The 12573-nt window shown below is 67.5% G+C and carries 10 protein-coding genes; all 10 read right to left on the minus strand.

Annotated elements, in window-relative coordinates; genetic code table 11:
- Position 1: 1 nt before the first annotated feature.
- From ACFPU0_RS11470 to ACFPU0_RS11515, 10 genes are read right to left on the minus strand one after another with little or no spacing between them, the layout of a single operon-like run.
- On the minus strand, positions 2 to 3046 hold the full coding sequence (locus ACFPU0_RS11470) for a hypothetical protein (RefSeq protein ID WP_377693111.1): 3045 nt from the start codon (positions 3044 to 3046) through the stop codon (positions 2 to 4).
- Complete coding sequence (locus tag ACFPU0_RS11475; RefSeq protein ID WP_377693112.1) at positions 3039 to 6833, minus strand: hypothetical protein; 3795 nt, start codon at positions 6831 to 6833, stop codon at positions 3039 to 3041. Before ACFPU0_RS11475 ends, ACFPU0_RS11470 begins: the two co-directional genes overlap by 8 nt.
- A 4-nt stretch (positions 6834 to 6837) precedes the next feature.
- Complete coding sequence (locus ACFPU0_RS11480) at positions 6838 to 7236, minus strand: GPW/gp25 family protein (RefSeq protein ID WP_377693113.1); 399 nt, start codon at positions 7234 to 7236, stop codon at positions 6838 to 6840.
- Positions 7237 to 7247: 11 nt separating this feature from the next.
- Entirely contained in the window at positions 7248 to 7535 is a 288-nt protein-coding gene (locus ACFPU0_RS11485) for a PAAR domain-containing protein (protein ID WP_377693114.1), read from the minus strand.
- An 11-nt stretch (positions 7536 to 7546) separates the two neighbouring features.
- Positions 7547 to 9292: a type VI secretion system tip protein VgrG gene (gene vgrG, locus ACFPU0_RS11490; RefSeq protein WP_377693115.1), complete on the minus strand. Its 1746-nt coding sequence runs from the start codon at positions 9290 to 9292 to the stop codon at positions 7547 to 7549.
- A gap of 4 nt (positions 9293 to 9296) precedes the next feature.
- Positions 9297 to 10004: a hypothetical protein gene (locus tag ACFPU0_RS11495; protein ID WP_377693116.1), complete on the minus strand. Its 708-nt coding sequence runs from the start codon at positions 10002 to 10004 to the stop codon at positions 9297 to 9299.
- Positions 10005 to 10007: 3 nt separating this feature from the next.
- Entirely contained in the window at positions 10008 to 10190 is a 183-nt protein-coding gene (locus tag ACFPU0_RS11500; RefSeq protein WP_377693117.1) for a DUF5908 family protein, read from the minus strand.
- A 10-nt stretch (positions 10191 to 10200) separates the two neighbouring features.
- A complete protein-coding gene (locus ACFPU0_RS11505) occupies positions 10201 to 10641 on the minus strand; it encodes a phage tail protein (RefSeq protein WP_377693118.1) in 441 nt (146 codons plus the stop codon).
- Between the two features lie 10 nt (positions 10642 to 10651).
- The gene (locus tag ACFPU0_RS11510; RefSeq protein WP_377693120.1) at positions 10652 to 11083 is read right to left on the minus strand and encodes a phage tail protein; all 432 of its coding nucleotides are present in this window, start codon (positions 11081 to 11083) and stop codon (positions 10652 to 10654) included.
- 18 nt (positions 11084 to 11101) lie between these two features.
- Complete coding sequence (locus ACFPU0_RS11515; RefSeq protein ID WP_377693121.1) at positions 11102 to 12565, minus strand: phage tail sheath family protein; 1464 nt, start codon at positions 12563 to 12565, stop codon at positions 11102 to 11104.
- Between the last annotated feature and the right edge of the window lie 8 nt (positions 12566 to 12573).

Consider the following 12573-nt stretch of genomic DNA (forward strand, 5'->3'; position numbering starts at 1 on the left):
TCTAGAAGATGCCGAGGGCCGTCGAGCCCAGCCGGACTATGGGTTGTTCCTCGCCCGCGTCGCAGTCGTGCAGCGATGCGGCGGGGTAGACGGAGGTGAGCGATTCGAGGATGTCGATCAGCGCCCGGGTCCGGTCGCCGATCTGCAAGGGATCGGGCCGGGGCGCGGCCCTGGCCTCGAGCCAGGCGCGATAGGTCCGGTCGAGGTCGATCATCTGCCGCTGGCCGATCCAGCAGATCTTCACCTGCACGTGGGCGGGGGCTTCCTCGCGCAATGTGCGTTCCAGCAGCGCGCGGAAGTTGAGGTCGCGAAATCGCTCCGGCCAGTAGGGCAGTACCACCGAGACGCGGAACGAGTAGGGGTCCTGCTCGCCGCAGAAGGCGCAGTCGTCGCCAAGGCACACCTGCAGCAGGCGGTCGCCCTTGGCTTGCGGGCGCAGCAGGATATGCTCGATCAGGTGCATGCCTTCGGAATTGCACAGGTCGGAAGCGAGGATTTCGTCGTAGCGGTCGATGATCGCCCGTGCCGCCTGGTAGGCGCCGGCCTCGGTGTCGAAGGCATTCTTGTGGGTCAGGGGCGTCGGCCCGGAGACGATGCGCAGGGTGAAGGTGGTGGCGCCCTGGGTCTCGACCACCTCCAGGGCGGACTCCTCGCGCAGGCCCGGATAGGCGGCAGCAGCGGCGGCCAGCGCGGCATCGGCGTCGGCGAAGGTTTCCGCAGAGGCGAACAGGAGCTTGTTGCCGGCGTCGCGGATCACCGCCTGGAATTCGCTGCCGCTCTTCAAGGGCCGGAACAGCTTGTCGAAATGCCCGGCGCAGTGCAGCTCGCGGCGGCGCAGGTCGTCGATGCCGAGCAGGCGCCCGGCGCGGCGTTCCAGGCCGGAGATGTTGTCGCTGTCCCACACCCGCGCCGGCTCCTCCGGGCGCAGGTTGGCGGCCTGGCCGCGCTCGCGGGACTGGCGCGGGTATTCGGCGAGGAAGTCGATCTTGTCGTCGATCAGCTGGTCCGAGGTCTTCAGGCGGTCGCCGGAGAGGCGGAAGGACAGCAGCGCGTAATCGGCGAAACGCTCGGCGAAACGGGCGATCAGATGGTCGAGCACGCGGTTGCGCCGTTCGAGGAAGGCTTCCTCGCTTTCGTTCAGGCGCACGCGGCTGATGTCGTCTGCCAGGCTGGCATCGATGAAGAACTCGCTGTCGAAGTCGCCCAGGGAACCGGCGATACCGCTCAGGCGCGGGCTGAACCAGGTGCGGTCGAGGCTCTTGTCGAGGGAGTAGAGCCTACGCAGATTGGCCAGCTGGCCGAGGTAGTCGGCCAGCATCTGGTCGAAGAAGGTCAGGTAACCCTTGAGCTGGCGCGCCTGGGCGATGCGTCCGGCGTCTTCGGTGGGGGAGATGCGCGCCGCGCCGATCTTGTAGGTCGCGGGGAAATCGTGCTGCACGCTGTAGAAGGCGTCGGTGTTGCGCCAGCGCCCGAGTGGCACCGGCAATATCTGGTCCGGCGCCACGTACAGCTCGCGCCGGTCGAGGGCGCGCAGTTGGTCGAGGGTGCGCTGGAACTCGGTGACCTGGGCGCGGTAGGGGATGCCGGCCTTGTGGAAGAGCAGCTTGGAGCCCTCCATGTAGAACACCGGCTGGTGGTCGGCGGGCACCTCCAGCGTCCATTTCACTGCGTTGCCGGCGGGCTGGCCGTCGCTGCCGTAGACCCGCAGCTGCAGGCTGCTGATGGCCTCCACGCCGTCGATATCCACCACCAGGTTGATGATGTCCGAGGCCTGCACCTTGCGCCGCTGTTCGCTGTTGGCGAGGTCCTGGTCAGTGATGAAACCGGGTTTGGTGAACACCGGCTTGCCGTTGCAGGTCAGGGCGAAGTCGATGAAGGGACCGTTGAAGATTTCGTCGGCCTGTCGACCTTCGCGGAGCATCTCTTCCAGGCTGCGGTAGCGCACCGGCGCCGACAGGTATTTCTCGATCCCGTGGAACACCCGCGCCTGCACTTCTTCCAGGTCGGCGTCCGCTGTCACTTCGATGTCGGCGCAGATGCCGATGCGCCAGGGGATCACCGTGGCGATGGAGAGGAAGTCCTCGCACAACCCGCGATGGGCGTGCAGTACACAGCGCACCGCCTGGAGGGACTGCGCGCGACGCTGCTGCTTGCGCCAGAACAGCGGCAGCAGGTCGTCGTCGGCGGCAATGGCCAGCAGCACGCCGCGGATGGCCTGGGCGGTGATGTTCAGTGGCGGGCGGTCGGGACGTGGGCGATCCTCGATCACACGGATGGGGCAGGGCTGCAGGGTGAGGGGCTGGCCGCCCTGCAGGCTGAGGTTGAGGGTGGCGTTGAAGCCGGCCGGGGTGGAGGACACACTCAGCGAGTCGAGGCTGCTGAGGTCGCTGGAGAAGTCGATGGCGCCCGCGAGCAACGCCGCGTCGGCGCAGTCGAAGGAAAGCACCGCCCCCTTCAGCGGCCCGCGACGGATCCGGTAGAGCAGCGCCGTCTCGTTCAATGAGCCGAGCAGGTCGTCGATCTCCAGTTCCACCCGCACCTTGTACAAACCGGAGAGCTTGACCGGGTGGTTGGCCTGGTTCGCCGCGTTCTTCGCCTCGAAGCCGAGGGCATCGGCCAGGCAATCGGCGTACAGCGGCACTTCCGAGAGGCGGTAGTTGGCAGGTTCGGCCGGGTCCTGCATGGGATCGAGCCAGGCGTTGCGCAGGCCTTCGATGCGCAGCAGCAGGCGCCGATAGTCGTGGATCGTCCGTGGCGCGGTGGGCAGCACCTCGTGGGCGGGGACGAGACCGGAGAGGCTGGCCGGGTCCATCTTGCCGTCCGGCCCGGTCATCAGGTCGACGGTGGAAAAGCGCGCGCGGTAGGTCAGGTCGGTCAGCGCGTAGCAGAGGATCTCCAGCGTGGTGATGCCGGGGTCGTGCAGGTTGTGATCGGTCCACAGCAGGCCGGACAAGCGCTGGATGTGCTGCAGCCCCTCGGCGCGCAGGAAGCCGTAATCGTATGGGGGCGCCAGGTCGGGCTGGCGCGGGATGGAGGTTTCAGGCATGGCCGGGCACCTCGCTGATGCTGTGGCGGGCGGCCGACACCAGGATCGAGCGCGCCGTGCTGGCCGCGATCAGCTCCACGTCCACCGGCGACCAGGCGCCGGTGGGAGCGGTGATATCGACCTTGTGGTAGAGGCGGAAGTCGGTGACGTAGTCCACCTGAGGCAGCTCCTCGACGAAATCGATGATGGTGGATTTCCACAGGCGGCCGCCGAAGGTGATCTCGCCGCCGCCGGGGCGCGACCAGGGCGTGAGGAAGCCGACCAGGGCCTTGTTCAGCTCGTCTATGTAGAAGGCGATATCGCCGATGCCGGGCAGGAACTTCACCTTGAACTCCACCTGCACTTCCTCGAATTTCGGGTTCTGCACCTCCAGCCGCACGAAGGGCGAGATGCGCTTGCGCAGGAAGGCATCCACCGCCGCCAGGGTCGCCTGGTCGGTATAGGGGCGCAGCGGGTCGCGGGCGTTCTGGCCGTGGGTCCAGGGCACGGTGACCACGGTCACGGCGCCGGGCATCGCCTCGTTGTCGGCGATGATGGCGTTCTGCGCGTTGCGCTGGAGTTCGGTGGTGCCCAGGCATTTCACCCGGTACAGACGCGGGAAGGCTTCCAGCACCAGCGCCTCGTAGTCCCACAGGGTCACGGCGCGGTCCTTGTGCCGCAGCCGCTCGCTGACGCGGGTGGCGAAGGCCCGCGCGCCCTCCGCCGGGCGGCCGTCGAAGGAACTGTAGGGCTGGCTGATCTTCTTGATCGCCAGTTCCGGTGTCGCCAGTTTCGCGATGGTCCCGGCCGGCAGCGGCGTGGCGAGGAAGGCCGGGTCGTTGCCGGCGTCGACGAAGCTGGCGCGGGCCGCCTGGGCGTCCACCGAAAGCAGGCGGTTGAGCGCCGCCGCGTCCCGGGTGACGGCGATGCGTATCCAGTGCAGGCCGGATGGCAGCACGCGGTGAGTGGTGTCGGCGGCTTCCGGCAGGTTGAGGCCGAGCACGGCGGAGCTGCTGAAATTGCCGGTCTTGTCGTCGATGTCCTGCTCGTCAAGCGCCTGCCAGTCATCCCCTGCGAGGTAGTGGAACTGCAGCGGCGGCGCCTGCTTCAGCGGGTCACCCGAACCGTCCGCCACCTGTACCAGCAAGGACAGGCGGGCGGGCGTGACGAAGTCCTTCACGCCGATCAGCAACGCACCCTCGAAGGGCAGGGCGGGGAACAGGCGGCCATCGGTGGTGCCATCGGACAGGCCGAAAGGGTGCAGCAGGGTGAAGTCTTCCACCGGGTCGCGGGTGGTGATGTAGGCGGCTTCCAGGCGAGTGACCATCGGGTTATAGGGCTCGCGGGGGAGGTTCTGGCTGGTGACGTTGACGCCCGTGCCCTTGGTGTAAGGGGTGCCACCGGACAGGCCGATCAGCGCGAGGGTGTTTTCACGGACGAAGGCGGCGTGACCGAAGTCCCTGGGCAGGGTCAGGCGCACGAAGCCATTCAGCGAGGTGGCGCCAAGCGGCGGATTCTCCAGGGTCTGCGGGGTCAGGCCATCGATCTCGTCGGCCCCTTTCATGGCGACTTCCACATCGCTTTCGCCGAGGCCGATATCCGTATGGCTGGTGGCCTTGCGCTTGCGCGCGAAATGCCGCGCCGCGCGACCGCTGGAGGTGCTCACGAGGTTCCAGCGGCCTTCGCTGAGCACCGCCTCGGTCGGGTTGAAGCTATCGGCCGAGTAGCTCCGGAAGTAACCGGTGCTGCTGTAGCTGCTCGCCCAATCCAGGCGCAGCGCCCATTCGTCGATGGGCTTGGAGAAGATTTCCGCCGAGCCGATGATCCACTGGGCGCCGGTCGCCGGCTGCGCGCCGAACGGGGCGAAGGGCTTGGCCACATCGACCACGCCGCCACCGGCGATCACCATCAGGTTCTTCAGGCCACCGGCCTCGGCGCCGAGGGTCAGGCGGCTCGCGCGGATGTCGCGGAGCACGGCGAAGGCGCGGGCACTGCCAGGGGCATCGAAGTCGAAGAGGATTTCCGCCAGCGGCACGCCCGGTGGGTAGTCACTACCGTGCAGCTTGGCGTCGAGCGGGATGATCGGTGGGTCCTCGGGGTCGAGGGTCAGGGTGATCTCCAGGATGTGCAGCGCCTTGCCGCGGGCCGGCTTGTCGGTGAAGGCGCCGCTCTTCTTCCGCGCATTGCTGGCTGCAGCCTTCGACCGGGCCTTGCTGGCTGGCCGCGTTACCGCCACTTCGGCCGTTTCGCTGAAGCTGTTGTCCAGCACGGTGGCTATCTGCGCCGTGCCCCTCAGTTCGAACCAGCCCTTGTCGCCAGTCAGGCGCACGACCCAGCGCGGGCTGATGGCGGTGGTCGCCAGCGGGCTCTTCAGTTCCGCTCGCAGGCTGATGGTGCGAATGCCCTCGCGGAGGAACAGCTTGCGGTCGGCGACGGCGAAGCCGATGCGCGCGGCCGGGCTCGCCGCCGGACCGAAGGGCGCCCAGCTCGGCTCGTCCTTCGCCAGCGCCACTTCGCCAAGCCCGTCGCGCGAGCGCACCGCCAGCGCGGCCAGTGGCAGCCGTGTGGGCGCGGAGGAGGTGCCGCCGGCGAGCAACTGCAAGCCACGCAGCTCGGCGACGCTGGCACGGTTGACGACGATGTCGTTGTCCAGCGCATAGGACACCGGCCGGCCCAGGGCATCCTTGCCACCACGCAATAGCGTGCCGGCGCGCAGCAGGTGGGCATCCACACCCTTGGCCAGCTCGAACAGCAGGTGCACCCGGTCCGGCTGCGCCGCGCGATTGCCCAGGCGCAGCACGTCGCGGAAGTAGAAGTCCAGGTGACGTTCGGTGAAGCGGTTGAGTACCCCGCGCGCATGCTCGAACAGCTTGAGGAAGGCCAGCCACAGGCCGTAGTTCGGCGCATGTCCGGCGAAGCTGGCCAGGGATTCCTCCAGGTGGGTGCTGGCGTCGCGGCGGATGCGTTCCAGGCCCTGGTAGATGTGTTCGACCGCTGTGCTCAGCAGGTTGTAGCTGAGGGCGTCGTAGATCTGTTCGTAGCGCTGGTTGCCCTGGCCGATGGCATCCACATAGGGCGATGGATCAGCGGCCGTCGCGGCATAGAGCGCTGCCCAGCCGGCGGGAGCGGCCTTGGCGAGGATCGCCGCCGGCACCGGTGCCACGGAGAATGCCGGCTGGCCGGCAATGGCGGCGGCCAGGGTAGCGGACAGGCGCAGGCGCGTGTCGCCCGGTCCGCCGGCGATGTTGTAGTCGGCCGGCAACAGGGGACCGTCGGCGAAGACCTCATTGCCGGCGCCGAGGCTGGCATCGAAGGCCCCCTTGTACCAGCCGATCAGCCCGCCCAGCGGTGCGGCCAGATTGCGCGCGGCGAGTTCGACCAGGGTGGCGCCGAACGGGTGGTCGCTGGGTAGGCGGGCATGATGCTGGCCGGCGATCTGCAGCAGGATCAGCGGCAGGTGGAAGCCCAGCCGGGCGTGGGCGGCGAGCTGCGTCGGGTCGCGCGTCGGGTCGGCCTTCAGCCAGTTCTCCAGATCGAGCTGGGCGCCGCGGAAAGCGTCCACCGGCAACTTCGCCAGCCCCGCCAGGCTCGCCGTCACGTCACCCTCGAAGAACTCGCTCCAATCCTCGGCCTTGGCGTTGCCGGCGTCGTAGAACTGCACATGCCTGGCGTAGCGCTGGCCGAACAGGATCAGGTCGGCGAGGTCGCGCTCGTCGGGGAGGAAGTGGCCGGTGGCGAGTTCGGCGCGGATACGGCCGTCCTGGGTCAGCCCGGAGCGGACCAGGGGATTCCCTTTCGCGCAGGTCACGATCTCAACCCTCGTTCAGGTAGTAGGGGTAGACGAAGTTGAAGCGTGAGTTGGAACCGCGCACCTTGTAGCCGATGGCGATCAGCAGGCGGCCGGCGCTCTGCTCCGGCTCGATGCTGACCTGGTCGGCGTCGATGCGTGCCTCGTGGTAGATGATCGCGGTGCGGATCAGGTTCTCCAGGTAGGCAATGCGTGATGTGTTCATGACCTCGAACACGTTGCCGTCCAGCGCGCACCCGAACAGCGGGTTCATGATCCGTTCGCCGAGGGCGGTGCTGAAGATGATCCGCAGGCTTTCCTCGATGTCGCGGATGCCGCTGCTCATGGTCACGCTGGCGGACTTCTTGTCGAAGGCCGGCGGGAAGCTCCAGCCGCTGCCGATGAAGGGGTCTTCCAGTGCCATGCTCCTGCTCCCTAGCCGATCATCACGGTGAAGTCGCCCAGCACGATGCTGCCGCCGTGGGCTGTGCTGTCGCCCATGCGCGCCGCCGGCTTGCCGCAGATCATCACCGTGGCGGAGCCGGCGACGATGCTGTCGGGCGGGCCGGAACAACTGGCGCTGTCGCCGACCACCGCGGCGGGCAGGCCACCGATCAGCACGCTGGCCACACCGGGACCGAGTACCGGCCCACCCACGTGCGGCACCGTGCCGGTGACCATCGGGCAGACGTGCAGGTCGTTGATGCGGGCGGCGGGTGGCATGGCGTTCTCCTTCAGTTGATCTGCACCAGCGAGCCCTTGACCACGGTGCTGGCGCTGGAGCTGATTTCCGCGCCACCCGAGCCTTTGGCCTTGAGACTGGCGCTGGCCGACAGTTCGATGTTGGTGCCTTCGATCTTCACGTCTCCCGTGGCCTTGAGACGGATGTCGCCAGGGCTCTCCATGGCGATGCCGTCGGCGTTCAGCTCGAACTTGTTGCCGTTCTGGTCCTCCAGCAGGATCGACTTGCCGTCCTCGGACAGCACCAGCTTGTTGCCGGCGGGGGTATCGATGGTCGCCACGACCTTGTCGTCGTCCCAGTGAATGCGCATGCCGGCGCGGGTGACGATGGCCTTCTGGTGGTTGTCGTTCGAGCCGGCCAGCGGGTTGGGCCTGGCGCTGGAGTGCAGCGCGCCGAGGACCACCGGGTGGTGCGGGTCGCCGTCGAGGAAGCCGACCACCACCTCGTCGTCGAGCTCCGGGCGGAACGCGGTGCTGCGCTTGTCGCCGGCATCGAGCAGGGCCTGGCGCGCCCAGACCAGGCCATCGGTCTCGCTGATGGTGGCCAGGCGTACCTGGATGCGTTCCTCGCCGCCCGGGTCGCCTTCCAGGGCTGCCACCACGCCGATCTGCAGTCCGGGTACGGGCGGGGCGATGCCGCCGGCGGCGGGCGCGGCGACGGGATAGCGCTCGGCGTGGGGTTTGGGGTCGGAGCCGATCAGCGCTTCGGTCACCCAGTCGCCATGGCCGAGCCGGTGACGCACGCCGGAGACGAAGCCAAGGCCGTTGAAGCGGCTGCCGAGGCCGCCCAGGTCGATCAGCACGCCGGGCAGCAGCGCGGCGTTGCCCTGCACGCGCACGCGTCCGCGTACCGCCGCACGGCGCGCGCGGCCCATGCCGGCGGCGGCCCACTGGTCGAGCATGGCCTGGTCCAGCGCGCCGGGGTGGCGCAGGGCCGAGTCGACGCCGCCGGCACTGGCGAGTTCGCTGCCGGGAATGTCGCCCGGTCCGGGCGTCGTCACGTCGTCGGACTGGCTGCTGGCGAGTTCCTGGTTGGCCATGTCCCAGGCCCCGGTCTCGACGCTGGTGAGCTGGGTTTCGGCGTCCAGTTCCAGTTCGGCGGAGAACAGGCCCTGGCCGAAGATCGCGGACACCTCCGCCGCACCGGCCACTGCGGGTGGCGCCACGCTCACCTTGCCGTCGATGCAGATCACCGCGAAGCCCGCCAGCTCCGCCCGCATGACCAGGAAGTCCCAGTCGCTGGCCTGGTGCTGCACCACCTGGGGATGCTTGAGGCTGGTCGCCGTCACCTCGGCGCTGAGGCCCTTGTTCAGGCCGATGACCTGCTCCATGACATCGGAGTCGGTGACATCGCTGAAGTTGCGCGAGCGGCGGCCCAGGGTCATGCGGAACACGGGGTCACGCAGCTCCACGGTCAGGTACGAGCCACCGCGTTGGCCCACCTCGATGCGCTGGCGGGTGATGATGCCCTTGAACAGCGTGCTCTCCTCGGAGGAGTAACCACCGAGGATCTCCACCTCGACACCGGGGACCAGCGTCGACTCCTCGGAACGGGCGAAGGTCTGCCTGGCCGCGTCGCCATCCAGCAGGACGATGGTCGCCTTCGGCACGCGGTTCACCTCGCGGCGGATCTCGATGGAGACGATGCCGTATTCCGCCCCCAGTGCCATGCCCCCCGCCTTCACCGTGAAGGTGGTGAGATGGGACGGGCGGCTGTCGAGTTCGGGTAGGCCGGGCATGCCTTCACCTCAGCGGCGGCAGGTAAAGTGCGCTGCCCGGGGCGAGCCTGCGCACGGTGTCGAGCTGGTTCGCCTCGGCCACGCTCATGTAGTGGGCCGGGTCCTTGTAGACGTCGTAGACCAGCTTGGACAGGTGCTCGCCTTCCAGTACCTGGTGGGCGTGGCTGATGTCCGGCGAGGCGAGGTTCTTCAGCAGTTCGCCGAAGCCCTTGGGTGTGTGCTCGCGAAAGGTCGCCGACATGCTGGCCCGCAACGGCAGGCCGGCGGGGGAGAACAGCTTGTAGGCGATGGAGTAGCTTTCCAGCACGGTGGTCACCAGCAGCCGCCCCCACACCAGCATGAGGAAGCGCGGGCGGTGCACGTTGCCGCTGAAGCCGACGGTGAGCTTGAACAGTTCGATCTGCGCGACCACCGACAGGCCGGTCGAAGGCGCCACGGCATCCAGCGCGCCGGCCGGTGGCGGGGCAGGGGAGACGCCCGTGCCGTCGAGCATCAGCTCGAAGCTGTATTTCTTCGGGTTGACCCGCTCGAACTTGGCCTCGGAACCGGCCGAACCCTGGGGCGGTTCATCCGGGCCGTACTTGAATTCGGTGGTGTCGGTGTAGGTCTCGGGGTTGAACTGGACGATGAAGGGTGGCCCGGCGGGCGGCCCCATGGCGCCTTCGGAGTCCTCGAAGGGGATGATGGTCAGCTTGAGCAGGGCACCGTCCATGCATCAGCGCTCCCCGATCCGGTCGAGTTCCCGCTCCAGGTAATCGATCACCGCCCGGGTCACCTCGGCGACCAGGGCCGCGCGGTCGACGGGCGTGTCGCTGGCCTGGGCGGGCTGTGCGCCGGGCGCCGGCTGCGGCTGATCGACGGTACTGCGGATCACCACTTCGTTGATGAAGACGGGCATCGTTCGCTCCTCAGTCGACGCGGAAGTACTGGTAGGCCAGTTCGAGGGTCTCGACGACGATCTCCGAGTTCTCCGCGCTGAAGTCGGAGATCACCCACTTCTTCGGCCAGGCGCCGACCACCGTGTAGGTCTGCAGCGGCGCATGGCTCTCATCGAGCAGCGTCACCCACACGGTCACCGGCTGGATCACCAGGTTGTGCACGGCGTCCAGCACCCATTCGCGCAGCCCGGAATCCACCAGCAGCCCGCGTTTGAGCACCAGGTCGGGGTAGCGTCCGCGCACCGGCAGCTTGTGCGAGAAGCGGTTCTCGCCGCCCTCGTTGTAGGCGAACTCCTCCAGTTCCATGGTCAGCCCGGACACGTCGCGGAAGCGCACGTCGCGTTCCGTCGCGCCGGGCACGTCGAACTTGGCGTTGAAGTGGAAGCCCACCGGCGGCAGGTAGAGGCTCATGGCGGCGCGTCTACTCGTTCTGGATCGACAGCCCGTCGTGGGCCAGTTCGATGGACTCGATGGCGATCTCGTTGCCGTCGGCCTTGAGGTCGGTCGAGCCGATCTTGGTGGGCCAGGCATTCTTGATCTTCCACACCATCACCGGTTCGTGCGCCTCGTTGAGCAGGCTGACGATGATGTCGCGCCGCTCGACGGTGTTGAGCGACACCGTGTTCCACCAGTTGAAGTAGTCGTTGTCTGACTTGAACACACCGCGCTTCATGGTGACGTTGGGATACTTCTGCATGCCCGGAATCTTCATCTTGGAGAATTCCCGCAAGGCGCCGTCGCGGTATTCGATGACCTCGGTCTCGACATCGAGCCCGGAGATCTCCGTGAAGCCGATACGCGCGCCACCCCACTGCACCTGGAAGTGGAATTTCGGAAGCGGATAGTCACTCATCTCGTTGCCTCGCTCTGGTTAGGCTTCGGGCATCTTCTGCATGAAGCGCAGGACGATGAATTCGGCCGGGCGGACGATGGCCAGGTGAACCTCGACGATCATGTAGCCATTGAGGATGTCGTCGGCGCTCATGGTCTGGCCCAGCCCCACCGCGACACGGAACGCCTGCTCCGGCTTGGCGCCCATCAGGGCACCGTCGCGCCACTGGTTGATCAGGAAGTTCTCGATCATGGTCCGCACCTTGACCCAGGTGTTGGCGTCATTGGGTTCGAACACGAAGGCGCCGACGGCTTTCCGTACCGACTCCTCGACGAAGTTGGCGAAGCGGCGCACGTTGATGTAGCGCCACTCGTTGTCGTTGCCCGCCAGCGTGCGGCCACCCCAGACGAGGCTGCCCTTGCCGAAGAACGCCCGGACGGCGTTCACCGACTTGCCGGTGGTGGCATCGATGTTGAGCCCGTCCTGCAGGTCGTTGGTGGCGTTGACCGCGGGGCCGATCACCAGGGCCAGGCCGACGTTGGCCGGTGCCTTCCATACGCCGCGGGTACGGTCGACCTTGGCGTACACGCCGGCGATGGCGCCGGAGGGTGGCACTGTCACGCAGGCTTCGTCGATGAAGGCGCGGATCGCCGCGTAGACCGCGGTTTCCTTGCCCTTGATGTCCAGCGTGGCGTCGTTGAGCTTCTTGCCGGCGGCGTTGGCCACCGCCGCCGAGGTCTCGCTGCCGTTGTCGGCCACCGTGATCAGGTTGAAGGCGGTGAGCGTGACGTTGGCGTCGGCGCTGGCGAACGGCACATTGGTCGACAGGTAGGGGAAGTAGGCCGCGCCGTACTTGAGGAAGTCCACGGTGTTGCTGGTGACCCGGGCGCGGAAGTTGCTGGTCACCTTGGCGTTGTCGTCGGTGCCGCCCGGAACGGCGTTGCGCACGTCGACGATGGCGAAGCGGTCCTGGGTCTTGTTGCAGCTGGCCAGCGCGGCGTCGACCACCGACCCGTAATCGGCGTCACTGAGTTTCACGGCGTCGGGGAACACCAGCAGGGTCGGTTCGTCCACCGCTTCCAGGGCGGTGATCGCATCGGTGAAGGCGACCTTGGTGGCCGTGCCGTAGGCGCCCACCGAGTAGACGTAGCAAGGGCCGCCGCCATTGGCGAAATACAGCTGCATGGCGTAGTGGAGGAACTGCGTCGGCAACGAGGGCTTGCTGGTCCAGCTCACGGCGACGCCCAGCAGTTTGCCGCCTGCGGTGACGCGCTTGTTGACGGTGACCGCCATGTCCTGGACCGGCGGCTTGCCGAAACAGGCTTCGTATTCCAGCAGGGAACTGAGGCGAACGGCGGTCTTCGTCAGGTCTTCCCCCTGTTTGCCGAGGGCTTTTTCGGTGTAGCCGATGAAGGCGGGGATTGCCGTGGCGACCGGCGCGACCGAGGGCGGAAAGACGGGGATTTCCTCGACGTAGACACCTGGGGTGCTGTAGCTGGGCATGATGTGTC

Source organism: Pseudomonas sp. GCM10022186 (genome assembly GCF_042656385.1).
Lineage (GTDB): Bacteria > Pseudomonadota > Gammaproteobacteria > Pseudomonadales > Pseudomonadaceae > Metapseudomonas.